Annotated in this window: 20 protein-coding genes; 9 read left to right on the top strand and 11 right to left on the bottom strand. The window is 41.8% G+C overall.

From position 1 onward, the window contains the following. Positions 1-3: 3 nt before the first annotated feature. Positions 4-672 (bottom strand): DUF6875 domain-containing protein, encoded by a 669-nt coding sequence (locus tag V7K55_RS08695; protein ID WP_334830181.1) that lies wholly within the window; start codon positions 670-672, stop codon positions 4-6. Between the two features lie 977 nt (positions 673-1,649). After that, a complete protein-coding gene (locus tag V7K55_RS08690; protein WP_334830179.1) occupies positions 1,650-3,320 on the bottom strand; it encodes an alpha/beta hydrolase in 1,671 nt (556 codons plus the stop codon). Positions 3,321-3,762: 442 nt separating this feature from the next. Between V7K55_RS08690 and V7K55_RS08685 the strand changes: the two genes are divergently transcribed. After that, positions 3,763-4,215: a hypothetical protein gene (locus V7K55_RS08685; protein ID WP_334830177.1), complete on the top strand. Its 453-nt coding sequence runs from the start codon at positions 3,763-3,765 to the stop codon at positions 4,213-4,215. 375 nt (positions 4,216-4,590) lie between these two features. Here V7K55_RS08685 and V7K55_RS08680 read toward each other — a convergent pair whose 3' ends face one another. Next, positions 4,591-4,917 carry a YbjQ family protein gene (locus tag V7K55_RS08680; RefSeq protein WP_094327544.1) on the bottom strand — a complete coding sequence of 109 codons (327 nt, stop codon included), beginning with the start codon at positions 4,915-4,917 and terminating at the stop codon, positions 4,591-4,593. 666 nt (positions 4,918-5,583) lie between these two features. On the opposite strand from V7K55_RS08680, the gene V7K55_RS08675 reads away from it, so the two are divergent. Further along, complete coding sequence (locus V7K55_RS08675) at positions 5,584-6,264, top strand: tetratricopeptide repeat protein (protein WP_334830175.1); 681 nt, start codon at positions 5,584-5,586, stop codon at positions 6,262-6,264. A 2-nt stretch (positions 6,265-6,266) separates the two neighbouring features. Here the strand turns inward: V7K55_RS08675 and V7K55_RS08670 are convergent, their stop codons facing one another. From V7K55_RS08670 to V7K55_RS08655, 4 genes are all read right to left on the bottom strand, one after another. After that, positions 6,267-7,169 carry an ABC transporter ATP-binding protein gene (locus V7K55_RS08670; protein ID WP_334830173.1) on the bottom strand — a complete coding sequence of 301 codons (903 nt, stop codon included), beginning with the start codon at positions 7,167-7,169 and terminating at the stop codon, positions 6,267-6,269. 75 nt (positions 7,170-7,244) lie between these two features. After that, a complete protein-coding gene (locus tag V7K55_RS08665) occupies positions 7,245-8,252 on the bottom strand; it encodes an aldo/keto reductase (protein WP_334830171.1) in 1,008 nt (335 codons plus the stop codon). A gap of 244 nt (positions 8,253-8,496) precedes the next feature. Continuing rightward, positions 8,497-9,000, bottom strand: a complete 504-nt coding sequence (locus tag V7K55_RS08660; protein WP_094345855.1) for a hypothetical protein — start codon at positions 8,998-9,000, stop codon at positions 8,497-8,499. A gap of 176 nt (positions 9,001-9,176) precedes the next feature. Continuing rightward, positions 9,177-9,446 carry an RNA recognition motif domain-containing protein gene (locus tag V7K55_RS08655; protein ID WP_334830168.1) on the bottom strand — a complete coding sequence of 90 codons (270 nt, stop codon included), beginning with the start codon at positions 9,444-9,446 and terminating at the stop codon, positions 9,177-9,179. Positions 9,447-9,842: 396 nt separating this feature from the next. Here V7K55_RS08655 and ilvA point away from each other — a divergent pair, with 396 nt between their 5' ends. Further along, positions 9,843-11,354, top strand: coding sequence for a threonine ammonia-lyase, biosynthetic (gene ilvA, locus V7K55_RS08650; RefSeq protein WP_334830166.1), 1,512 nt, complete (start codon positions 9,843-9,845; stop codon positions 11,352-11,354). A 199-nt stretch (positions 11,355-11,553) separates the two neighbouring features. On the opposite strand, the gene V7K55_RS08645 is transcribed toward ilvA, so the two are convergent. Further along, on the bottom strand, positions 11,554-13,392 hold the full coding sequence (locus V7K55_RS08645) for a peptidoglycan D,D-transpeptidase FtsI family protein (protein WP_334830164.1): 1,839 nt from the start codon (positions 13,390-13,392) through the stop codon (positions 11,554-11,556). A gap of 202 nt (positions 13,393-13,594) precedes the next feature. Beyond that, positions 13,595-14,293, bottom strand: a complete 699-nt coding sequence (locus V7K55_RS08640; RefSeq protein WP_334830162.1) for a hypothetical protein — start codon at positions 14,291-14,293, stop codon at positions 13,595-13,597. Between the two features lie 478 nt (positions 14,294-14,771). Between V7K55_RS08640 and V7K55_RS08635 the strand changes: the two genes are divergently transcribed. The 3 genes from V7K55_RS08635 to glgB all read left to right on the top strand — a co-directional run bounded on the left by V7K55_RS08635 (position 14,772) and on the right by glgB (position 18,279). Beyond that, positions 14,772-14,963 (top strand): hypothetical protein, encoded by a 192-nt coding sequence (locus tag V7K55_RS08635; protein ID WP_334830160.1) that lies wholly within the window; start codon positions 14,772-14,774, stop codon positions 14,961-14,963. 497 nt (positions 14,964-15,460) lie between these two features. Continuing rightward, positions 15,461-15,796, top strand: a complete 336-nt coding sequence (locus V7K55_RS08630; RefSeq protein WP_334830338.1) for a hypothetical protein — start codon at positions 15,461-15,463, stop codon at positions 15,794-15,796. 191 nt (positions 15,797-15,987) lie between these two features. After that, positions 15,988-18,279 carry a 1,4-alpha-glucan branching enzyme gene (gene glgB / locus V7K55_RS08625; RefSeq protein ID WP_334830158.1) on the top strand — a complete coding sequence of 764 codons (2,292 nt, stop codon included), beginning with the start codon at positions 15,988-15,990 and terminating at the stop codon, positions 18,277-18,279. Positions 18,280-18,452: 173 nt separating this feature from the next. On the opposite strand, the gene V7K55_RS08620 is transcribed toward glgB, so the two are convergent. After that, positions 18,453-19,910 carry a carotenoid oxygenase family protein gene (locus tag V7K55_RS08620; protein WP_334830157.1) on the bottom strand — a complete coding sequence of 486 codons (1,458 nt, stop codon included), beginning with the start codon at positions 19,908-19,910 and terminating at the stop codon, positions 18,453-18,455. Between the two features lie 147 nt (positions 19,911-20,057). Between V7K55_RS08620 and V7K55_RS08615 the strand changes: the two genes are divergently transcribed. Continuing rightward, positions 20,058-20,519, top strand: a complete 462-nt coding sequence (locus V7K55_RS08615; RefSeq protein ID WP_334830155.1) for a globin domain-containing protein — start codon at positions 20,058-20,060, stop codon at positions 20,517-20,519. A gap of 150 nt (positions 20,520-20,669) precedes the next feature. After that, on the top strand, positions 20,670-20,843 hold the full coding sequence (locus V7K55_RS08610; RefSeq protein ID WP_334830153.1) for a hypothetical protein: 174 nt from the start codon (positions 20,670-20,672) through the stop codon (positions 20,841-20,843). 227 nt (positions 20,844-21,070) lie between these two features. Here V7K55_RS08610 and V7K55_RS08605 read toward each other — a convergent pair whose 3' ends face one another. Next, positions 21,071-23,287: an NACHT domain-containing protein gene (locus tag V7K55_RS08605; RefSeq protein WP_334830151.1), complete on the bottom strand. Its 2,217-nt coding sequence runs from the start codon at positions 23,285-23,287 to the stop codon at positions 21,071-21,073. Positions 23,288-23,353: 66 nt separating this feature from the next. Between V7K55_RS08605 and V7K55_RS08600 the strand changes: the two genes are divergently transcribed. Beyond that, a complete protein-coding gene (locus tag V7K55_RS08600; protein ID WP_334830149.1) occupies positions 23,354-24,118 on the top strand; it encodes a thioesterase II family protein in 765 nt (254 codons plus the stop codon). The last annotated feature ends 4 nt before the right edge of the window (positions 24,119-24,122 follow it).

Genomic DNA, 24,122 nt, shown 5'->3' with positions numbered 1-24,122 from the left:
ATATTATCTGACAATAGCTGTAAGTGCTTCTCTTGCTAAAGCTAACGCAAGAACCGCATTTTTAAACTTTGTTTCATCTGTAAATTTATGACCAAAATTCTTTAAATAAGCTTCCAGATACCTAATACGTAAGTGTGGATCGGTCTGACTCAGAAGAAAGGGGAGGTCAGCCTCAACCATAAACCGGATAGCCAATAAGGGGATCGGGCTACGAAGTGGACGAAAATTTGGGTTATGCAGACCAGGACTTTCATTGCGTTTATGAAACTCTCCGATCATTAGTCCTGATTCAACAAACAAAGGTTTAAGTTTTTGCTGGACATTATCTATTACTTGATAGGCTCCTTCATCAATGTCAGGAAAGATAATTAAAAAAGCTTTATTAATTGCTAATTCTTGCTCTTTAACTTCCATCCCAAGAAATATATTTCGGTAGTGTCCAACAACCTCTGCTAATTGTTCTGGATACAAATCTTTTGTGCGAATAACTGCTAGACGAATACTGTTTGACTTTAGAGAGTAAGGTACAAAAGGACAAACTGCGCCGGGTCTTCCTAAGTTAGGATGAGGTCTTCCTAAAAAGTTTTTCACCCACTCCGTAATTTCAAGTAAGTAAGGAAAGTCTTCGTGTTGTTTAAGTTGTTCGATTTCAAGAGTTGTATAGAGTTGCATGAGCTTGTATAAAATTGAATAAGCTGTTGATTTAAAAGTCAAAAATAGTTATCCAATTTTATGTGTTTAAAACTAATTATTAGTTAAGTAAACAAATACGTCTGGATTTTGTAATTTCTGCTTTGTCATTTATAAGTAAGTTGGCGTGAAAAACCTCAAGTATGTTGCGAAACGTAAACAGACTTAAAGCCTTTACTAATGCCAATGACTAAGGACAGATGACAGCTTTCTCCTGTGGTCGCCGCTATGCGAATGCCAGTTAGCTTTAATTGCGCCGACCTACTTAGCAGATAAAAAGGCTCAAGCCTTTTTGTGAGTCTAAAGAATCTTAAGCCAATCAATATACAAACATATTTTTGCAACAAGCAACTTGTGTTCATTTATTTCTGGCATTTTAGCTAGAATACACATGTATTATCCAGCAGACAGTCCTACTTTTTTACACCCTCAAGCTTCTATTATTTTTAACAAATATATTATAAAGTTTCTGTCTCAATAGTTATTTATACTGTAAAAATTTAGTATTGATTCAACAGCAACCATAGGTTTAGTATCAAGTTCGTATAATTTCACTTAAGTAAGATATCAAAAATTCAGTCTAAATGAATTATCCCTACGACAAGCGTGGTTTTTTAAGTCATACATATCTGGTCTTCTTTGTCAAGATATAAATCCTAGCTGTAGCCCTTTCAAGGTGGTAAAATTTGGAACGAAGATTAATGATTTCAACCTTCAAAAAGCCCAAAATCTGAGCGGATAACTTAGGGTAATAGCACTGAAACAAGGTATTTTCTTTGAACACCTTGAAAGGGCTATAGGAATCCGATTTGATTTTTGAAAAAATCTAAGTATATGTAGGGAAACCCGCCCACACGACTGGCTCCCCTACGTGTATTTCAAAAATTAACTATGATCCCTGTATCCTATCTGTATGTTACTTAAGCAAGTTGGCGTAAAAATTTTTAATTGGAAGTCTCTTATTTATTAACAAATTCTTTCACCACTGCCATATCATCAGGAGGAATCTGTGTAATTAGGCGAAATGGAAATGCAGGAGTTGAAGCAAACTGAGCATAATCTGGTGTCAGAAAGACAGCGTAGTTTTTGGCTTCTGGAGTCATCTGTGCAGCAAAGGCTAAAACTATAGCTTTAACGTACTTGCGAACATCTGCTGCTTTTTCACCCACAACTTCACCGCCACTAATCGGTGTATTTAGTTGTCCTACCTGATCCAAAGTAGTACTAGGGTCTTTTATACTTAGATGAGTACCCCCAACTATACCAACGAGCCATTTTGGGGATGGGATTTTGTCAAATCCCACAATCTGTTCAGTTAAAGCTGGGGCCGTTTTATCGGCGGAACCTGCTAATACTAGGGTAGGAACTTGTATCTTAGTTAACCCAGTTTCGCCAAACATCAGAGAAGTTGTAGGATTGAGAGCGATCGCCTGTTTGATTCTGGGATCTCGTAGTTGATAGCTATTTTCTGGTAGTTCTTGAGCAATACACTGTATATTTTCTCCCAGACTCAAAATAGTCAAGTTCTTTTTGCAGCGTTGTTTCAGATGTTCTAGTTGTAATTCGGCTCCAGCAAGTGCTAAAGCTGTAGCACCACCAAAAGAATAACCAACAACCATCGCTTTATTGGTTGCAAGTTTTCCTTGCAGTGGATTATTAGCTGTTTGGTTGAGCTTTTCTAATTCATCAAGAACAAAACTAATATCTTGAGGGCGATACAAAAACTCTTGAGGTTTCATAACTCTGGTTTTGCCTTGTAATGCTAAGTTAATATTTTCCCCATTACTACCGGGATGTTCTAAAGCTGCGACTACATAACCGTGGGATGCTAAATGTTCTGCTAGGTAACGCAAGTCCGTGCGGCCTGACGCAAAGCCGTGAGAAAAAACAATTATGGGTTTGTCGGGAGTTGCAGCAGTTGACCAGTAAATATCAACTGGAATTTTACGGTCGCGCTTTTGGTCATTCAGGCTTAAGTTGAGTATTTTTACTTCAGAGTTTCCTGGTTGGCTGGGATCAAAAGTGAAAGGAATTTGCGGTGTTTTGGGGTCGATTTGGGGAGCGATGGTTAGCATAAATTGCTGCGTGCGCCAAAAAGCTGTATTCAAATTCCCTGCAACTATAAAAGCCTGGGGCAAATCAATTTCTAAGCGTCTACTAGGATAAGCGGCGATAAAACTTAGTATAGAAAGACCCTGCGGTGCAGTAGAGCCTAATACCAATCCTGCTCTTAGTGCTTGAACTCCCGCTTTGTCCTTTCGGGCTAAGGCTGTAGCGAAGTCACTGAGAATACTTGTGCCAATCTGGGTATTAGCTAACTTATCAATGGTGACAACATTCATCGGTATATTCATGCCCAATGCCCCCAACAAGAAGCGGCGTTGTTGTTCAGGTAATCCTTTAGCAAAAGGCTGTAAACTCTCAGGTAATTCCCCAGTTTTTGCAGCCTTTTGCAACTCAGCCAGGGAAATGGATTCTGTAAATAAACCTAAACGCACAACAACGGTATCAGCCGCAATTGCCGAAGTATTTGCCCCGAACTGTGTAAGGGCGATTCCTACGGCAAGGGTTTTACCCAACGCACCCAAAAAACCTGCAACTGTCTTAAGACCTTCCCAACTTCTTACCATAAATATTTATACCAAGTGTTACTTACGGGAATATAACGGATATTTGTGTATTTGACTACCCCATTGATTGGCTAGAGATAAAAGCAGCTTGAAATTGATAGCGATCGCCCCGTCCTATACCATTTCTATTTGCTCATCAAAAGCATAATAAAATCAACAAATTGTAGAATTAATTACAGCAAAAAAATTGAGCATAAATCAGTGTTAATAGCCACAAAAGCCTGGTTGTTTCTCAGCTAGGTTTAATACTGTAAAGAAGCTTTAAAACACAGCAAGCGATCGCATATACAATCTGCATTTTTTTTACAAAAAAAATAATCGCCTGCTTAATGTTTTGTCCTTGCCATTAGAAGGTGTTGTAGGTAGATAGTCTTACTACTGTAGCTTGACTATCATTACTCATCAAATTCTACCGACCGCATCAACAAATTTTATTGGCTTTATGCATCGCAGACTCCGCTATTTTTTAATTTTACTATTCTCTGTGATTATTACTACAGTTTGGTGGCCTGTTAATGATTCTGATTGTAATCCCAAGGCTTTTTTAGCATCAAAAACTACGAAATTCCAGGTACATGCGACTAAGGTTATTATTCAGCCGTGGCGTGGTCGTCATCATATATATGGAATCTTTATGATTCCTGATGAATACAAACAAGCCGAGTTTTTTGTATTAACAGTTGAAGGTGCTGGTAATTACTGTTCAAAACAATTTGGTTATCAAAAAAGCTTTAATGATATCTTTGCTGAACCAGGAACTTATCTGGTAAGAAAATTTATTAGAACTCGAATCGCTCTCCGGCTTATTTTCCAAGGTTTGTACTTTGAGATCAATAATAATAAGAATTGGACGTTGACTTTCCCCGAACTAAAAGCTAGTCAACACAATTCATAATTCATCAGTCAGCTTGGTGGCTAAAGCAAAGACATCGGTGACTCATTCCTAAGCCATTTTTTATTCAGTGAGGTATATTTATGTAGAAAATATAACCTCCTAATCCCCTTCTCTGAGTGGTAATAACTAGAGGAAGCTAACATTCACTTGTTAAAGAATGTGGTATTCCCAAAAAAGTAAAAAGCAAAATTACGTTCTTCTTCAATACGAATGTCTAAATAATTATTTAGACATTCTCAACATAAAAATTTTGAAATTATATATAATATAATTATCAACTTATATGAAAGAAAGCTTTAATTGTGTATACAATTAAACTCAAGACAAAAGTTTGTAACCTTTGTAACAATTGTCAAAAGTAAAGATAATCAAAAATTAACGCATCCTCACAGCAGTGCCTGTGGCAGTAATCAGCAAAAGAACTCCTGACTGGTCAAGATTGATTGTGCCAGTATCAATTTCAATCCCGATTACTGCATTCGCTCCTAAACGTTGCGCTCGCTGTTCTAATTCTTCTAGTGCCTTGCGTTGACCCTGCTCAAATAGACGCTCATAGCTGGCAGTACGTCCACCAATAATATCCCGAATACCAGCTAAAAAGTCCCGCAAGAAATTGCTGCCGTAGACTACTTCTGCTGTCACAATACCTAAATATGACTCAATCACGGCTCCTTGAATCACATCAGTTGTAGTTATTATCATAAATTAGTCTCCTAGATGGCATATTAGGTTGAGATTTGATATTTATTATCAAAATATATGTAGAAGAATAGTGTGTGTTGATACAGGCTCATCAACATCTTCTTACACAATTGTAGATTCCGATCGCAGATGCGCTCTCATTTATAGTATTGTCATAACTAAAGGCTAGGATTTGAAGGGGCATTTCGCTTGTTAATTTTATCTTACCGTGTAATGACCAAAATTAGGATGTAAACGTCTGGAAGGCAGTTTCCTAAAAGGTATTATCAATGATTAAAATGTGAGAAAAATTGAATATAGGGTCAACGAATTATTAAATCAAATAACAAACAGGAATCAATGTTAAAGAAAGCCTCTCATAGTGGAGTATTATCTCTCTGGGATTAAGTTAGATACATATAGTTTTTAGAGATGACACGTATATATACTGATCCCAAGCGTGTTCTTTTTTATTTTACCGATTTATATGTAAAGTAACTTCATCTGAACTTGACATCTTACACTTGATTATTCAGTAAAAATTCTGTGGTGTAATGCTGATTGTAAAGGAAAGATGAGATGAACTATTCACATCTTAATCAATACGAAGAAATACAGTTTTCAAAAGTCCAGATTTTTGTTTTAATGTACAAGAAAAAAGTCCTCTAAAATTTCAGGAAATTTACTGTGTACAAGCCAACATCATTTGTGTTTAGCCTAGTGTTACTAGGATGTTTTGCCTTCACTATACCTTCAGTGGCTCAGGCTCAGGTATTAGTGGCGCAAGCTAAAAACCCACAATTAAAGCAACTACTAGAAGAGGGACGGAGATTAGTGGATAGTGGCGATTATGGTGGTGCGATCGCAGTTTATCAGCAAGCAGCTAGTCTAGATCCCAAAAATGCTAAAATTCATTCAGGTATTGGCTACTTATACGCTCAACAGGGAAATTACCAGGCAGCACTAACATCTTATCGTCGGGCGATCGCCATCAACCCTAACAATAGTGATTTTTACTACGCTGTGGGCTACATCAAAGCCAATTTGGGAGACACACCTGGGGCAAAGGAAGGCTACCGTCGAGCCATACAGCTGAACCGTAACAACGTTAACGCCTACTTAGGATTGGCTGTTACCCAATCGCGGATGGGAGACTATAGTGCTGCTACCTGGGCATACGAACAAGCAATCGACTTGGATAAGAACAATGCCCAAACTTATGAGTTGATGGGTTCAATGTATAAACAACGACGACAAGCCAAACAAGCCAACAGCTCGCTTCAAAAAGCCCGCGACTTGTACAAGCGGCGCAATGACTCAGCAGGAGTAGACAGAGTAGAAGCCATGCTGCGACAGTTAGGAGGATGAGGTTAATCTAACTTGCGTCCCGTTAATTCCACAAAAATATCTTCCAGGTTAGAGGGACGCACCATCATTCCGGTTTTATCGGGCTGTTCATTCAAGTAGATATTCGCGGATTCTAAAGATGGGAAAAACAAATATTCCCAACTACGCGCACTATCATTCCCCACTTCAGACAAACCCAATTGCTTCATCACCAAACCTTCACCGTGAACAGAACGGAGCTGTTGTAAAGTTCCCAAAGAAATCAGCCTACCGCCATCCATAATACCGATGCGTCCTGGCTTAGTAGAGCCAAAAGCATCGCACAAAAATTCGACCTCATCCATATAATGGGTCGTCAGTAGCATCGTCATCCCTTGTTTATTTAAATCTCGAATAATTTCCCAGAGTCGTCGCCTGGTTTGGGGGTCTAGTCCGACGGTTGGTTCATCCAAAAACAAAATTTGCGGTTGATGCAATAAAGCTCTCGCAATCTGCAACCGTCGTTTCATCCCCCCAGACAGGGTTTTTACCAAATCATCACGTTTTTCTGCTAGCTCAACATACTCTAGCCATTGATTAATCAGTTTTTGTCGCTGCGGGTTGCTAATGTGATGTAGTCTCCCATGCAGTTCCATATTTTCCCAAACGCTTAAATCGTTATCCACACTGATTTGCTGCAAGACTACACCAATACTTTGTTTTGCTAGCATTGCTTGGCTCGTTACATCATATCCACCGACTTCTATCCGTCCTTGGGACGGTTTCGTAAGTGTAGTCAGCATCCGAATTGTGGTTGATTTACCCGCACCGTTCGGGCCAAGTAGAGCAAATATCTCCCCCGCTTCAATTTTGAATGACAGGTCATTAACTACAGGTACATTGTTATAAAACTTGTAGACGTTTTCTAGAAAGACAGCAGCAGTCATGGTCGCTTTGTTCCAATTAAAAATTTAAAATCACTTCAGTAAAGCAGGTTTTGCAATGATTCATATTACGCCGTTCTACTTAGTTTGAAAGATATTTTGTACCATTTTTTTGTCTGTGTTTGCCGCAGCCCTATCCAATTCTGCAATTTCACTGACATTTAATTGCCAACCTAACGCACCAATATTCTCCCTCGCCTGTTCCACGCTCTTTGCTCCAGGGATGGGAATGGTTCCTTTACAGATGCACCAATTAATTGCTACCTGTGACATGGTTTTGTTTCTGAACTGTGCTACCTCTTGCAAACATAGCAAAAGTGATTTGCCCGCAGAAGCCACTCCGTGTCTACCCATTCCTGCTAATATCTGTCTAAATAACAAACCGCGGATGCCTTTGGGCAAAGGGCCTTGCTCAGAATATTTTCCTGTAAGTAGTCCTAAAGCTAGAGGGCTGTAGGCAATCAGTTTAATTCCCAATTCATCACAAAGGTCTTTAAGCCCCAATTGGGTGACAGGATATGTAGACAACAAAGAGTACTGAACTTGTAGAGTAGTAATAGGAATACCTCGTTCAGCAAACTTTTTCTGCACTTGTTTGAGCCGTTTAGGCCCATAATTCGATAATCCCACTCCCTTGACTAGTCCTTGCTCATACAAATCGGCAAGACCATCTAACAGCCCTCCTTCTTGCCAAGGAGCATAATTTGCTGTTGACCAGTGCATTTGTACCAAATCGACGTTTTTTCCTAGGCGTTGGGCAGATGACTTGCAAGCCCTTACCATTGAGTTGCGTGTCCATCTCCACGGGTAAGCAGCAAGTTTAGTCGCAATACAAATATTTTCTTTGTTTGAACCTACATATTCTCGGTTGAATCGTCCCAGAAGTAACTCACTTCGACCATTCAGTCTCCCAGTTCCGTAAGAATCACCCGTATCAAATAAAGTCACACCGTTGTTTATGCAAAGGTTAAACACCGCTTGCAACTGGTCATCCATACTTTCGTCATATCCCCAAAGCAGTTGGTTGCCCCAGGCCCAAGTCCCGCAGCCCATACTTGGAAGGGAGAGTTTTTGGAGAGTCTGCATCTTTGCTCTCTGTAGATTGCCTTATTAATTATCAGGTATATGGCAGGTATTAATGCGCGAGTAGTATCGCAGGCAAATGAAGAGAACCTTCTAGCACTCGTGCATCGTTAACTATTTTGGTTTAAAAGGTTACAAAAATTGGGGACATTCTCCAAAGTAGTCTCGCTACTTTAATTATTGGGCAAACAAAGCCCAAGCACATATATTTTTAGTCGGTTACTAAAAGAGCGATTAGCACCAACCATTAGGATATTGTCGAATTTGCAAGAAGCCAAGCTTTCTGAGTCCAGGCATTATTTAATAACCCAACCTCTGGCACTTTGAATTCAAACGAATGAGGTGGTGATTGTAGTAATAAGGAGGAACCTTTATCATGAGCCTCAACTAAGTTAACTATCCAGGGAAGAAAGTCTAAAATTTCTTTTGGTAGTACAGTTAACTCGAAATCCCACACTAAATTAAGACCTCGGCAGACTTGTCCTTTTCTGAATGTCGCCACTCTCCCAGCACTCTTATTTATAGCCAGTCGAAGAATGAATGGGCGGAAGGGGACAAATTCATCAGGTGCTGTATAAGCATATACATTTACATAGTTCAGTCTTTCCCTACGATCCATCCAAGATGCGATCGGTGAATTACTACTATAAGATGTACCAGTTATGCTCACCGGCATATTCATAGTAGCAGCAAAGTTACAGTAGAACTTATGCCTTAGTTCGCTAACAATATGTTTAGCTTCTGGGTTCATGGTTGCTACACCTGTAAAAAAAACGATACCTACGGTAAGCTATGCGTTAGCATAACTTCATAAAAGAAATTTATAATCAATTGCAGAAACTTCTCTTACGCTAGTCAATCAAAGCAAAAAAGGCAGACGCTTTATCTGCCCTCAAGACCTTAGAGTTAAACTCTTACTTTTAGACCTTAATAGCGACGAGAGGAACCTCCATCAGTTTTGGGTTTAGCTTTATTAACTTTTAAGCTCCGACCCATCCACTCAGCATTATCAAGGGCTTCAATTGCTGCTGTTTCTTGTGCGTCTGATTCCATTTCTACAAAGCCGAAACCTCTCATTCGACCTGTTTCTCGGTCGATAGGCAATTGAACATTTTTTACCGTTCCGTATTCTGCAAAGACGTGCCGGAGGTCATCTTCTTTAACCTCGTAAGATAGATTACCGACGTAAATTGACATATAATGTCTCCAGAATCAGAGGGTGTAGAGATTTAGATGCGGAGAGGTCTGTAATACAAGTATATATAAAAACAAACTACACAGCCGAATTTAATCTTCTATGCATACTTTATCATAAATTGAAAACTTATGTTCATAAGTAACATTATACTTATCTGTTGAGTTAAATATTCCGACAGTTGACGAAATTCTTTTAAAATCAACCTACCAGCGATCGCACGAAATTTGAGGTAACAAAAAAATTCAATTACTGACTGATTTCTCTTCCAATAATACTAGAACTTTTTAAATTTTATTGGCTCAATATTTCGAGAGAGGGTAATTAAATAAAACCAGTGCGATCGCTTGTAACGTAAAATTAGTTTTCATCCGGCTTTTGCTCACACCTTGACACCCATGTATTGCGACTACCTCATCCAAATCCTGACTGCCCGTGTATATGATGTTGCCCAGGAAACACCACTGGAGTATGCGCCAAATCTTTCTGCGCGGCTAAATAATCAACTCCTTTTGAAACGTGAGGATATGCAGTCAGTATTTTCCTTTAAACTGCGGGGTGCTTATAACAAGATGGTGCAACTACCACCAGATATATTGGCGAAGGGTGTAATTGCCGCATCTGCGGGGAACCACGCTCAAGGAGTTGCCCTTGCAGCCAATCGCTTGGGAACCAAAGCGATTATCGTCATGCCAATAACCACACCCCAAGTCAAGGTAGATGCGGTGAGAATGAGGGGCGGGGCGGTTGTGTTACATGGAAACACTTACGACGATGCTTATAGCTATGCCCGTGAATTAGAAGTAGAAAAAGGTTTGACCTTTATTCATCCCTTTGACGATCCCCATGTAATTGCTGGACAGGGAACCATCGGCATGGAAATTTTACGACAATATCAGCAACCCATCCATGCAATTTTTGTCGCCATTGGAGGGGGCGGATTGATTTCTGGGATTGGGGCTTATGTGAAACGATTGCGTCCTGAAATCAAAATTATTGGCGTTGAACCTGTAGACGCTGATGCTATGTCTCAATCGCTGAAAGCTGGACATCGGGTGCGCTTATCCCAAGTGGGGTTATTTGCTGATGGCGTGGCGGTGCGGGAAGTAGGTGAAGAAACCTTCCGTTTGTGTCAGCAGTATGTAGATGAAATTATTTTGGTGGGTACAGACGATACTTGTGCTGCGATTAAAGACGTGTTTGAGGATACGCGATCTATTTTAGAACCAGCTGGTGCATTGGCGATCGCAGCGGCCAAAGCATACGCTGAACGAGAACAAATCGAGGGACAAACCTTAATTGCCGTAGCTTGCGGTGCAAACATGAATTTCGATCGCCTCCGCTTTGTGGCAGAACGGGCAGAGTTAGGCGAACGTCGCGAAGCCATCTTTGCAGTTACAATTCCTGAACAACGGGGAAGTATTCGCCAGTTTTGTGAATGTATTGGCAACCGGAATCTTACTGAATTTAATTATCGCATTGCTGATGAACAAACAGCCCATATTTTTGTCGGTGTGCAAATTCAAAACCGTGCTGATGCTGTCAAGATGGTAGAAACCTTTGAAGCTAATGGATTTGAAACCCTTGATTTAACAGACGACGAACTGACGAAATTACATCTGCGGCACATGGTGGGTGGGCATTCTCCCCTAGCTCACAATGAATTACTCTACCGTTTTGAGTTTCCCGAACGTCCTGGCGCATTGATGAAATTTGTGACTTCCATGAGTCCCGATTGGAATATTAGTCTTTTTCACTACCGCAACAACGGCGCAGACTACGGACGAATTGTTGTTGGTATCCAGGTTCCCCCCCACGAGATGGGAGAGTGGCAAGCTTTTCTCGATAACCTGGGCTATCGTTATTGGGATGAAAACAAGAATCCAGCATATAAGCTGTTTTTGGGATAGGGTGATGTTTACTCATTCCTATGCCATTATCAGCGATCGCAACTTGAATTTTGAATTTTGTTAGCGCAGCGTAAAGCCTTCTCTTCTCCTATCGGAGACACTTTGTGAACGAGAGGCTTCGCCAACACTTAGAGCGAGTCCGGCGTTCGCTTTTAGCGTCTCGTAGAGAGCGTCATTTTGAATTTTGAATCCCCACTCTCTATGGCGCTTTCGGCTGTTGCTCAAATGCCTTACTAGGCGGAATTTCCTCAAGAGGAATCAGCGCTTCAATTACCGACTTGACAATTGGTGCGGCGACAGTAGAACCATAAGCACTTTCTCCTTTTGGCTCATCTACCAGTGCAAACACTACATAGCGAGGAGATTCCACTGGTAAAATAGCCACGAAACTGGTCATTCTAGCACCCTTGATGTAGCCGCCATTAGGACTAGCTTTTTGGGCAGTACCAGTTTTACCAGCAATGCGATATCCGGGAATTTGTGCCGCCTTACCACTGCCTTCATTAACAACAGTTTCCATCATTTCCACAACCTTTTGAGTTGTTGCAGTTGAAAAAATTTGGCGGGGGATGGGATGAGTGGGTGAATCATGCATCTGCCCCTTGCTATCAATCAGCCCTCGAACTACATGGGGTGTTACCAACTTACCGCCATTGGCTAAAGCGCCGTGCATTTGTACTAGCTGTAACGGGGTCATAGAAAAGCCTTGCCCAAAGGAAGTAGTAGCTGGTTCAATTGGCGAAGCGATAAATTCTTCTTGACTTTTGAGGCGACCGCCAACTTCAAAAGGTAAATCTGTATCAACTTTTTGTCCTAGCCCCAAGCGTTCTAGCCAGTTGTAGTAGATTGAAGGCTTTAAGCGTTGGATAATTTGCACCATGCCAATATTGCTGGAATATTGTAAAATCTGAGCGATGCTGATTCGCCCATTACCATTATTCATCGCATTTTTGATGGTGTAATTAGCTACCCGAATAGAACCGGAGTCATTAAACATATCATCTGGTTTAATAATGCCATTTTCCAGAGCGATCGCCACATTCAAAGGCTTAAAAGTCGATCCCGGTTCATAAAGATCCGCTACCGTCCAGTTTTTAAATAGTGAAATATTAGCTTTAGAGTATTCATTAGGGTTATAGGTAGGTTGAGAAACGAGGGCGAGTAAGGAACCATCCAACGCATCCATCACAATTACTGCCCCCCGTTTAGCGTCAAACTTATCCATCTGTTGTTTGAGCGCAAGGCTAGCAATCCGTTGCAGACGGCTATCAATAGTGAGTTGCAGCCGCAAATCATCAAAGTGCAGAAAACCTTCAGGCGCACGATCGGGCATCACAGACCCATTACCAGAGCGACTGAGCCGCACCGTTTGCACAGGACGTTCTAAAAACTTCTCTTGAGAATATTCCACACCTGCTTGACCACGACGGTCAACATTCACATAACCCACCACATCAGAAACTAAATCGTCTGGCGGATAAAATCGGGAGTATTTTTGAATTAACTCCAAGCCATTTAAGCGCAAAGAAGTCACGCGATCGATAATTTCTTCCGGTAAGGCTGGGGCAAGGATAATTCCGCTTCTTTTGCTTTGAAAAGTTTTCACTAATTCAGCTGTATCTTTTGCCAATATTGGGGCAAGTTGCTCTGCCATCTCTTCATTAGACTTATCAAATAACTTGGGATGAGCGTACAAAGTATATACAGGACGGTCAATTGCCAACAGATTACTATTGCGATCTACCACCGGACGACGGGGCATAAAAGGTCGCAAATTCACCATTTGCTGGTTTCGTGCTTGCTCTGTTAACTTTTGCCCCTTGACAATTTGCAGGTTATACAAGTTGATCCCCAACCCTAACCCTGCTGTCATTAATGCGCCCCATACTATAAACAGTCGAGACTTGGTATCAGATGTTTGTTCTTGGATATTAGAGGCAAGTGTCTCCAACAACCCTCGTTTAGAACCTTTCTGTCGTTTTTGGAATGCCGGATTCCGAAACTTTCTGAATTTTGTTTTACTTGGTGACTTCTGCATTGGGTTTGTCCTTTGTCATTTGTCATTTGTCCTCGTACCTCTACTCTTAAGCAAACTAGCAAGAGTGTCTCTGTTAGGAGAAGTTCTGAGCGTTGGCTTTTGGCGCACCTTACGGGAGAACAACCTAAAGACTTCTCTGTTTGTCTGAAACTTAATGAGCAATCAATAATCACTAATGACCAATGACTAATGACCCTTAACCTTAATATCCCAGTGGCGAGAGCGTTTGCTGTTGCGTTTCAGAATTTGACGTTGTGTTAGACGATGCTGGCTTAGGACTATGAGATGCTGGAGGCAAGAAAATCATCCCTTGAGGAGTTGGTAACACCAGCCCTGCTGTTGGTTGTTCTGCTTCCTTAGCCATTTTATTTGTCAGCGTGGCGTTGGTTGTCGTTAGCAGGCGCTCATGACGTTGGAGGTTTTGCAGTCTGCGATATGACTTACTCCAAAGCTCTTGGGAATATACTGTCCATCCATAAACAGCAAGTGTCGATGCTACTAAAAAAAACGCCAAAACTGTTGAATAACGATGAAAAGTATACAAGCGCAATAACCATAAAGGTGCTGCTCCCGAATTAGGCATGGTGGGAAGGCGAAGAAAATCTCCCCCTGAACTCTTTTGAGTCGCACTGGACTGCTGATTTAGATTTGGCACTTGTTGTCTACCCAACTCTTTCAACGATTTGGGCATAACTACCTTATTTGTGGAAGAAGCCGCTAAATTTTTCGAGGAATGCTGTTGTCTTTGAGAGGATATGGGTGTAGCTTGGGTAGCTGGTGTAGAAGCGCTCCGTGCTGCTAACTCCATAGGCTTAGAGCGTCGCCTACCTAAAGAGAAAATAGAATCTCGCCGGAACCAATTACCCCTTGTAGAAACAGCAGATTTACGAGCAACTACCATAATTTTTTTTAGATGGGAAATACTGTACTTTAGATTGATTTTCTTGATTGGATGTTTTTGCTGAGTTGAAATTACCTTCTGTGCAACAAGCACACATAACAGACTACACCCTTTTAAGTATTCTGATAGGTAGCTGTACCAATGTTTGCAATCAGTGATTAGAAACTGGACAGCTTGCCCTTTAGGTATCGCACCTAAAGGATGGCAACGCGGGGCAGCAAGGTGCAATACTCCGTGAAAAAAATAAAATTTTTTGCTATGATAACTCGGTTTGCTAAAAAATTTGGTAATTTCCCTTTTGCTCTTGAGTTAAGAGAAACTAATCAGATGGCTGTATGATACGTAATCCGAAAAAGAATACCCCAAAAGATTGTTTTTTTGAGTATGTAATCTCACAGCACTAAAAAAAAGCAATAAATACGGTATCGTATTCAACAGGCGAAAAATTGTTCTAGCCACAATTGGTGAAAGAGGAGTTATGAAAACAAAAGTCTTTGGTTTGGCATTAATCTTAAGTCTAGCTACAATTCTCGGAGCCTGTGAAGGCGGTGGTGGTGCTGGTGGTGGTACTAGTACTCCAGCTGCTACAGGTGAACCAACTGATGCACCTCCTGCTGGAGCTAAACCTCCTGTTACTACACCTGCTACTCCCGCAGCTACTCCTAAATAAGGCATTTTAAGCTTAAGTTTAAATCATGCCCAAAACAGTTTAGTAACAACGCTCGTCACCATATAGGTTGAATTAATTAGGTTCATCTAAAAACCTGTATCTCCCTGTTGGTGGATCAGAGCCTAGAGTTTGCTCAAATATCAGCCATTAGCTAAGTAGGGCAGCAAGTAAAGGACACTGGTAATGAGGATTACCCCCTCAACCAAGTGTCCGCCTGAAATTCTCGCCTGACCGAACCTTATTCCGAGTAAAAGGGAGTTTAGTTCCGTAAATCTAAGCCAGATTTAGCATTTAGAATGGCTTAGACTCCTGAGTTTTGAGAGGACATAAATAATTATTGCGATCGCTGGCAATTGCTCAAGAGCATTCCCCGTAGTCTATTCTCTATTAAGAGAGGACTGGTCATGTCCCTTGATATTGCCAGATTTTTATTGGGAACATAGATTGGGCATGGGGAAAACAGATTTTCATGCTGCGTTGTGAACGCAGTTCAAGAGATGGGGAGAGTTAAAGCAAGAAAAACGGTAAAATTTCTGGGTCTAGTTGCGATCGTTGCAAGTTTTTTTGTGTTGAATGGCTATTGGGGATCGTCAGTAGTCATAGCATTACCCCCACCAGAGGATATACCAGAAGAAATATTACGGACACAGATTATCATAGAAGCGCGATCGCCAATTGATGGAAGATTCCTAACAGCTGCCGAATATATTCAATTACAAGCGCAGCTACAAAAAGTCCCACCACCAAAACTAGACCCCAAAATTCGGGAACAGATTTTCTTGCTTCGTCTACGTAAAACATTATTTCAGTTTTTCCCGTTTTTAAATTTTTGATAAATTAATAATTACTCAAGGTTGAAAAGTCAAGATATTTCCTCAATTCCCTATTCCCAATGCCCCATACCCAAAATCCCATTCTGAGGTACGATAACGGTGGCGACAAAATTGCAAATAAATGTAAAGAATATATATAGATATTAAAAAAGTAGATTTAGTCAATCACGTTATTTTACGTAGGTAGCTTCATGTCCATGACCACGATCGCCCCTGAACAGGTTAACAGCATCGTTTGGAATCAGCACAACGACCCCTTTGAAATACTAGGTTCTCATCTCATACAACAAGACGGCAAAACTGTCTGGGCTGTGCGGGCCTACCTACCAAATGCAAGTGCAGTATGGGTCGTTCTTCCTGAACAACGCAAAGAATACCCAATGCAAGCAGTGCATCATCCCCACTTTTTTGAATGCACCATTGAAACCGCAGAACTGGCAAACTACCAGTTACGGATTAAGGAAGGGGAAAATGAGCGTGTAACTTATGACCCTTACGCCTTCCGCTCTCCCAACTTGACAGACTTTGATTTGCATTTGTTTAGTGAAGGGAACCATCACCGAATATACGAAAAATTGGGAGCGCACCCCACGGAAATAGGCGGTGTTAAAGGCGTTTATTTTGCAGTTTGGGCACCCAACGCCCGTAATGTTTCATTGCTCGGAGATTTCAACCTCTGGGATGGGCGGAAACACCAAATGCGTAAAGGCCCCACTGGAATTTGGGAGTTGTTTATTCCTGAAATCGGTGTGGGAGAGCATTACAAATATGAAATCAAAAATTTTGAAGGACACATTTACGAAAAATCCGATCCCTACGGTTTCCAGCAGGAAGCCCGCCCGAAGACAGCATCTATTGTCACTGACTTAGATGCTTATACTTGGGATGATGAAGACTGGATGGCAAAGCGGCGGCGCACCGAACCACTTACCCAGCCTGTCTCAGTTTATGAAGTGCATTTAGGCTCTTGGTTACACGCTTCCAGTGCCGAACCTGCTAAACTGCCAAATGGTGAAACTGAACCGGTAGTTGTTGTTTCTGAACTTAAGCCGGGCGCACGTTTCCTTACCTATCGGGAACTAGCCGAGCGACTTATTCCATACATCAAAGAATTGGGATACACCCATATAGAAATACTTCCCATTGCGGAGCATCCCTTTGATGGTTCTTGGGGTTATCAAGTAACTGGGTACTATGCCCCCACCTCCCGTTTTGGCAGCCCCGAAGATTTCATGTATTTTGTTGACAAATGTCACCAAAACGATCTAGGGATAATTGTAGATTGGGTTCCTGGCCACTTCCCCAAAGATGGACATGGTTTAGCTTTCTTTGATGGTAGCCACCTCTACGAACACGCTGACCCCCGCAAAGGCGAACACAAAGGATGGGGTACTTTGGTGTTCAACTACGGTCGCCATGAAGTCTGTAATTTCTTAGCAGCAAATGCCCTCTTTTGGTTTGACAAGTATCATATTGACGGGATTCGTGTCGATGCTGTTGCCTCGATGCTCTATAACGACTATTGCCGCGAACCAGGAGAATGGCTGCCAAATCAGTATGGTGGCAGAGAAAACCTAGAAGCAGCAGATTTTCTGCGTCAGGTAAATCACACTATCTTTAGCTATTTCCCTGGCATTCTCTCAATTGCTGAAGAATCTACTTCTTGGCCAATGGTATCTTGGCCCACCTACACAGGCGGATTAGGCTTTAACTTGAAGTGGGATATGGGGTGGATGCACGATATGCTGGATTATTTCAGCATGGATCCCTGGTTCCGTCAGTTCCACCAAAACAATATCACTTTTAGTATGTGGTACAACCACAGTGAAAACTTCATGCTGGCCCTGTCTCACGATGAAGTGGTGCATGGCAAGAAGAATATCATCGGTAAAATGCCGGGGGATACATGGCAGAAGTTAGCTAATGTGCGTTGTTTATTTAGCTATATGTTTGCTCACCCAGGCAAGAAAACCATGTTTATGAGTATGGAGTTTGGGCAGTGGAGTGAGTGGAATGCTTGGGCAGATTTGGAGTGGCATTTATTGCAGCATGAAGCTCACCAACAGTTAAAAACGTTTTTCCGGGAATTGAACCATCTCTACCGTTCTGAACCAGTTTTGTACACTCAGGATTTTGCTGAACCTGGGTTTGAGTGGATTGACTGTAGCGATAATCGCCATAGTGTAGTTTCTTTCATGCGTCGTGACAAGGATTCTGATGATTTTGCGATCGTGGTTTGCAATTTTACACCGCAACCCCATTCTCATTACCGCATCGGTGTACCACAAAAGGGATTTTATACTGAGTTGTTCAATAGTGATGCGCGTCAGTATGGTGGCAGCAATATGGGCAATTTAGGTGGTAAGTGGACGGATGATTGGTCTTTGCACAGTCGTCCCTATTCGCTGGATTTGTGTTTGCCACCTTTGGGAGTGTTGATTCTCAAGTTGGATAAGAAGAAGACTGCTGAGGTAATTGGATAATATTTGTTGGCTGGGCGATGCCCAGCCAACAAATATTTTATAGAGTAGTGAATAATGACCACATAATTAATCGCACCCGATTAATCAATTGAACGGATGCGATTAATTATGTCTGCTCAATGCTATGGGTTTTTACTTAGTGTTGTTGTTTTAATGCTGTAGAAACGCAAGGGTTATTTGGCTGGGTTCCAGGTGCCGTGGAAGCTGTGGGGAATGACGGTAGGTAATCCTAGTTTGCAAACTGGTTCGGCATCCAAGCGATCGCTATCAAATACCCAAACTTCGCTACGATGAGAATTACCATCGTAGACGACGGTTAGCAACCAACCTTGTTCGGGGTTTTGGGTATCTTGGGCGTGGATGGGTTCTGAGGGATAATGGTTTTCTCCAAAGTCTGCTTCAGTTAGGGTTTCGGTCTTGTGGTCGAAACGAGCGATCGCATTTAATATTTCTTGGCTAATATCTGTTCCTGAACGGAATTTTGACATATATGTGTACCGCGAAGCTTGCCCTACATGTTGCTGTGGTACAGTCGGAAACTCACAATGTTCGTTTAATAGTTGCTGAATTGATGTAACTTTGCCAGTTTGAGGATGGAGATGAACTTGTGTTAGTGTACTTTTCGCTGGTGTGTGAGTCTTACCTGTTGCTACTTCCTTAAGATATTGGTTAGTTTGAAAATCTTCATAACGGGCAACATCCACAATTACTGAACCACTAGCATCTACATAACCATTAGAAAAATGCCATTGAAACCAAGGTTCGGTTTCTCCACGACTCACCACAGATAAAGTTTCCCGATCGATAACTAAAATCTGAGTTCCTAATTGAGGTTGCCACTTTAGAGAATCACTGTAGTTATTTATTCCTATTAGCAGGGCTAAAACACTTAACCTTACTGGCGGAATGAAAAATACAATATACTGTCCTGCTAAAACAAAATCATGCACCAATGGTACACCATCTAGCTGGTATGCCGCTTGTTGGATAATCCGCCCAGTGGAATCACTTTTGTAAATATTCAGCGTCGCATTTTGTCCAGGGCTGATGCCAAAGTTAAAAATCTCCCCTGTTTGCTTATCACGCTTACAATGCGCGGAATAGTTTAATCCTTTTGTTAATCCTCCTAAGTCATCTTCACCCAAAGTTTCTAAAGTTTCTAAATCGAGGGCGTGGGGTTTACCAGCTTCCCACAGTGCCAAAAGTTTATCTGGAAGTGCTAGTACTGAGGTGTTGGCAGTATTCTTGAGGGGCTTTTGCCATTGATTCCAAATTAGCCCTGGTGCAGTCATCCCATAATTGCCGTAGAGTAGTTTACCTGCTGCGGTTTCTTCTTGATAGCCAGAGGTTTGCACGTAGCGATAAACTCCGGTTGCAACTGCATCGGTAAAATTTATAGCCAGAATTGCCCCATCTCCATCAAACCAGTGTCCCATGCGTTGGCGTAGCCCGCCGTTGGCATCGCCACCGCGTTCTAGTCGTGCGGGGCCATTGCGGTAAAGAGTGCCACGCAAACCATCTGGAATTTTACCAGAGATAATTGGTAGTTGCGTAGAGGGAAATTCTTTTGCTGGTTCTGCATTAGCACCTGCCCATGCTTTTGTTGTTGACTTTTGATTAATGGTATGCATATCAAGTGTTGTTTGATAAATTATCGATGTACATACCTGCATTCTTACATTTTCATTTATTACTCGTTAACTGAGCTAGCTCATAGTAGCCAAGAGGAATAATCACTAAAGTGAAGTCAATCAATATTCCAAGTGGTTGAAAAAACTATGGTTAGCCAACAAACAATAGATATCGTCAAATCTACAGCACCTATTTTAAAAAAGAACGGTCAGCAAATCACAACTCGGATGTATGAAATTATGTTTCAAAACCATCCAGAGGTTAGAGAACAATTTAGGATGGCGGCTCAAGCAGATGGTTCTCAGCCTGCGAGATTAGCTACAGCAGTTTATAGCTATGCTAACCAAATTGATAATTTACCTGCTTTAAAGTCGATGGTTGAAAAGATTGCCCATCGTCATGTGCAGACTCATGTTACACCAGAGCAATATCCTGTTGTCGGAGAAAGTTTACTGCAAGCGATGAAAGATGTTTTGGGAGAAGCTGCTACAGAAGAAGTGATGGCGGCTTGGAGTGAAGCTTATCAGGCATTGTCTGAAGTGTTCATTCACAGAGAAGATGAGATATATATAGGTGAAGAGAAAAAACCACAGCTTTTGCATTCATAACAACAAAAGTTATAGCGGTTCTCAGTTGAGTGAGGTACAAGAACCCCACCCCCAACCCCCTCCCCGCAAGCGAGGAGGGGACTATGATGTACCTCATGTGATTAGTAAATGCTATAGTACAGCATTTCGTTAATTTGTAGGAAATTAAATTTGGCAATACCCTACAATGCTAATGCATCGGCTTACATTGTTAATGCATCGGCTTGTATTGTTAATGCATTGGCTTACATTATTAATGCATCGGCTTACATTGTTAATGTGTCAGCTTGCATTGTTGATGCATCGGCTTGCATTAAAAAAGAAACCGAGGAGGTGCTGTTTTAAAAAGTGGAAACTCTTCTAAATAAAGTTCCGTTGCTTCTTGCAAATTAACAATAGCTTCTTCTATCGTCTCTCCTTGGCTGGCGGTTCCTACCTCTGGACATTCAGCTACATAAACATCATCTTCCCAGTGCAGAATTGCTGTAAAGGTTCGAGTTTTGTATCTTTAGCCTGTTGTGATGAACTGATGGTGCGTTTATCTGGCTATCTTTCCATTTTTCTATTGTTGCTTAATCACCTGGAACCAACAACATCCGCGCCTCAATCGCTTCCCAGGTTTGGGGTGACACTCGCACTGCTGCTTGTTTGCACTGGATGATGAGATGATTGCCGTAGAGATAATTGCCGAATGCTTCCGCTTCTGGCTCAGATAAATCGATCATTTCTAGGGTGAGATTGAAAGCATTAAGTAAGGTTTTTTGCAGGTGTTTAGCAAATGCCAGACGCACTTCCCTTGGCTGTTTATCATCAGGAATTCTAGCTTTAAGTGCTTCTAGTCGGGCAATCAGCACAGTAAAGTTAAGGTTATTGAAGATTTCTGATTTTTTTAGTTCATCAGTATATTTGATGGCGTTGGCGATGGCGTTGGCGTTGGCGTTGGCGTTGGCGTTGGCGTTGGCGTTGGCGTTGGCGTTGGCGTTGGCGTTGGCGTTGGCGTTGGCGTTGGCGTAGGCGTTGGCGTAGGCGTTGGCGTAGGCGTAGGCGTTGGCGATGGCGTTGGCGATGGCGTTGGCGATGGCGTTGGCGTAGGCGTTGGCGTTGGCGTTGGCGTTGGCGTAGGCGTAGGCGTTGGCGTTGGCGTTGGCGATGGCGTTGGCGTTGGCGATGGCGTAGGCGTTGGCGATGGCGATCGCAACTGCACGTTTACCCACAGGTTTAAAATCCCCTGGCGAGCCAACTGTTACCTGTTCTGCCCAGTTTAATAAAACTTGTAACTTCGGGGTGTTAATATACTTTTGCGTTTCCTTTTCCATTAGCAACAGCAAATCATCTGCACCACCGCGCATTAACCCAGCTACCAACAAAAATACCTCTTTCCAGCGCTTATCTATTAGATGTTCAGTAACTAACTTATCAACTTGGCGATGGTCATCAATATATTGTGCTGTTAAATATTCCTGTAGCGTTAAGTGAGAGAACGAAAAGACATCCTCGGCTCGTTCTACCAAGATTCCTTGTTGAATTGCGATCGCATTCAGTACTGATTCCCCATCTAAATGTTGAGGTGCATTCAGATTACTCGCTAAAAATGTTTTAATTTGCTGAACAATATCACGCTGTGAAAAGAATAGTCTGTCAGACTCAAAACCTGTATAAGCAATCTCTGATAGTAAAATCTCTTCTAATTCTGTATGCAGTCCTTGATAAATCTCATCTCTGAGAATTCGCTTTTCTGATGCCCATTCTTCTAGCAATATCCGCAGTGCCTTCCGGTAAAGAACACTGCGATTATCTGGAAAACTTTGGGAACGGTCATAAACTAAACACAGAAATGTCAGCAATAAAGGTGTGTGCGCCAATTCTTTTGCAGCTTCATGTTCTGGTTTTTGCAGTAACTCCCAGCATTTCTCGCCTGTCTTCGCTTGTTTGTCTGCTTCACAATGAAACCAGTTATAAATAAATTGCTGAATTTGGGTATCATCAAAGTCTGCCATTGAGACATCGCTAAAGCGGCGAAAATTGCTGCGATAAGCCGCCGTGCGACAGGACGCAATAAAACGATTTCGATCGTACTTGTCAACAAAATTTTGAATTTGACTAATTGCCTCAGTCAAGTTTTTTGTTGGTACTTCATCCAAACCATGCAGCAAAATTAGTAACTTCCCATCTTCTAAAGCTTTGGCTGTAAATTTATCTGGTGATGGAAAGCCGCAAGTACGAAACTCCTCAACAATAAACGTTTCAATATTGATGTTGCTGGATGCAAACCTTTTCAATTCAATAAAAACTGGAATGCAAGCGTGTTTAAACCCTCCTTTTTTACCTTTGAGCGCTTCTAGTCCCATCTTCCGCACAAATGTAGACTTTCCTGCACCAGGGCCACCCAGCACCATCAGATATTGCTTATCGTTAGCAACTTTTATTCCTGCTTGTTTTTTACCATCATTAGATTGAAAACTTCGGCTTTTAGCTTGGCGATAGACTTCTTCTAAATTCTCAATAGATTCAAAACTACGGATAGCATCATCACCTAAAAACTGAACTGCTGTATAGATCGATTCCAAGTTTATAGGTTCACGCATTCCTAATACTTTGAGAATGCCATGCCGTTCTTTATAGTTCTGGACATATTGTTTTGATGCAGCAAAAATTATCTCCCTAGTGTTTTCGTCTAGGCTTTTACCAAATATTCCTAGAAGTTTACCGCTACCTCCCCAAAGGATTTGGAAAATCGGAACTGCTAAACCGCTAACGGCTTGTGCGGCTAAAGATTCCATTCCTGTCATAAGATTATTCAGTGAGTATGTTTAAAAATTAAAGCAAAGTTGTATTATCCAACTCTAAGCTCTATTATGACAACTACACCAAGCTTCAATTCCTGGGTTATCTGTCACCAACCAAATCCGCAAGCAAACTTGCGTTTATTTTGCTTCCCCTACGCTGGTGGTAGCGCGGCAGTTTTTCGCACTTGGCCTAATAATCTACCGAGTAATGTCGAAGTCTGTGCTGTGGAATATCCAGGACGGGGAAGACAGATTCAGTCAGCACCTTTGACACGATTAGAACCTCTTGTGGAAGCGATCGCTCCAGTTTTGTTACCATACTTAGACAAACCATTCGCCTTCTTTGGTCACAGTATGGGCGGATTAGTTAGCTTTGAGTTGACTCGTCTACTTCGCTCTCAGTATAGTCTTGCTCCCTTTCACCTCTTCATCTCTGCTCGTCGCGCCCCGCAATTGCCACCCATAAAACCACCCCTGCACATCCTATCAGACGCTGATTTGCAAGACGAGCTACGCAGTCTTAATGGTACACCGAAAGCAGTGCTAGAAAACCCGGAACTTATGCAGATGTTCCTCCCCGTTTTGCGGGCAGATTTTGCAGTTCTAGAAACTTATATTTATACTCCAAAACAACCACTGGAGTGTCCTATTACTGCTTTTGGTGGTTTGCAAGACCAAGACGTTAGTCATGAAGCTTTGCAAGCATGGCAAGAACAGACTATCGCGGCTTTCTCATTACATGAGTTCGACGGCGACCACTTTTTTATCCATTCCCACCAAGAATTATTATTTAAACTTATATATCGAGAATTGCAGATGTGTAAGCGTAGCTAGTAGT

Source organism: Nostoc sp., from assembly GCF_036919895.1.
Classification (GTDB): Bacteria; Cyanobacteriota; Cyanobacteriia; order Cyanobacteriales; family Nostocaceae; genus Nostoc.
This window is presented reverse-complemented; position numbering and strand designations above follow the sequence as displayed.

Bases quoted from the DNA above. Each gene is read 5' to 3' on its own strand.
- V7K55_RS08695 (WP_334830181.1), bottom strand. From the start codon at position 672: ATGCAACTCTATACAACTCTTGAAATCGAACAACTTAAACAACACGAA.
- V7K55_RS08690 (WP_334830179.1), bottom strand. From the start codon at position 3,320: ATGGTAAGAAGTTGGGAAGGTCTTAAGACAGTTGCAGGTTTTTTGGGT.
- V7K55_RS08685 (WP_334830177.1), top strand. From the start codon at position 3,763: ATGCATCGCAGACTCCGCTATTTTTTAATTTTACTATTCTCTGTGATT.
- V7K55_RS08680 (WP_094327544.1), bottom strand. From the start codon at position 4,917: ATGATAATAACTACAACTGATGTGATTCAAGGAGCCGTGATTGAGTCA.
- V7K55_RS08670 (WP_334830173.1), bottom strand. From the start codon at position 7,169: ATGACTGCTGCTGTCTTTCTAGAAAACGTCTACAAGTTTTATAACAAT.
- V7K55_RS08665 (WP_334830171.1), bottom strand. From the start codon at position 8,252: ATGCAGACTCTCCAAAAACTCTCCCTTCCAAGTATGGGCTGCGGGACT.
- V7K55_RS08660 (WP_094345855.1), bottom strand. From the start codon at position 9,000: ATGAACCCAGAAGCTAAACATATTGTTAGCGAACTAAGGCATAAGTTC.
- V7K55_RS08655 (WP_334830168.1), bottom strand. From the start codon at position 9,446: ATGTCAATTTACGTCGGTAATCTATCTTACGAGGTTAAAGAAGATGAC.
- ilvA (WP_334830166.1), top strand. From the start codon at position 9,843: ATGTATTGCGACTACCTCATCCAAATCCTGACTGCCCGTGTATATGAT.
- V7K55_RS08645 (WP_334830164.1), bottom strand. From the start codon at position 13,392: ATGCAGAAGTCACCAAGTAAAACAAAATTCAGAAAGTTTCGGAATCCG.
- V7K55_RS08640 (WP_334830162.1), bottom strand. From the start codon at position 14,293: ATGGTAGTTGCTCGTAAATCTGCTGTTTCTACAAGGGGTAATTGGTTC.
- V7K55_RS08635 (WP_334830160.1), top strand. From the start codon at position 14,772: ATGAAAACAAAAGTCTTTGGTTTGGCATTAATCTTAAGTCTAGCTACA.
- V7K55_RS08630 (WP_334830338.1), top strand. From the start codon at position 15,461: ATGGGGAGAGTTAAAGCAAGAAAAACGGTAAAATTTCTGGGTCTAGTT.
- glgB (WP_334830158.1), top strand. From the start codon at position 15,988: ATGTCCATGACCACGATCGCCCCTGAACAGGTTAACAGCATCGTTTGG.
- V7K55_RS08620 (WP_334830157.1), bottom strand. From the start codon at position 19,910: ATGCATACCATTAATCAAAAGTCAACAACAAAAGCATGGGCAGGTGCT.
- V7K55_RS08615 (WP_334830155.1), top strand. From the start codon at position 20,058: ATGGTTAGCCAACAAACAATAGATATCGTCAAATCTACAGCACCTATT.
- V7K55_RS08605 (WP_334830151.1), bottom strand. From the start codon at position 23,287: ATGACAGGAATGGAATCTTTAGCCGCACAAGCCGTTAGCGGTTTAGCA.
- V7K55_RS08600 (WP_334830149.1), top strand. From the start codon at position 23,354: ATGACAACTACACCAAGCTTCAATTCCTGGGTTATCTGTCACCAACCA.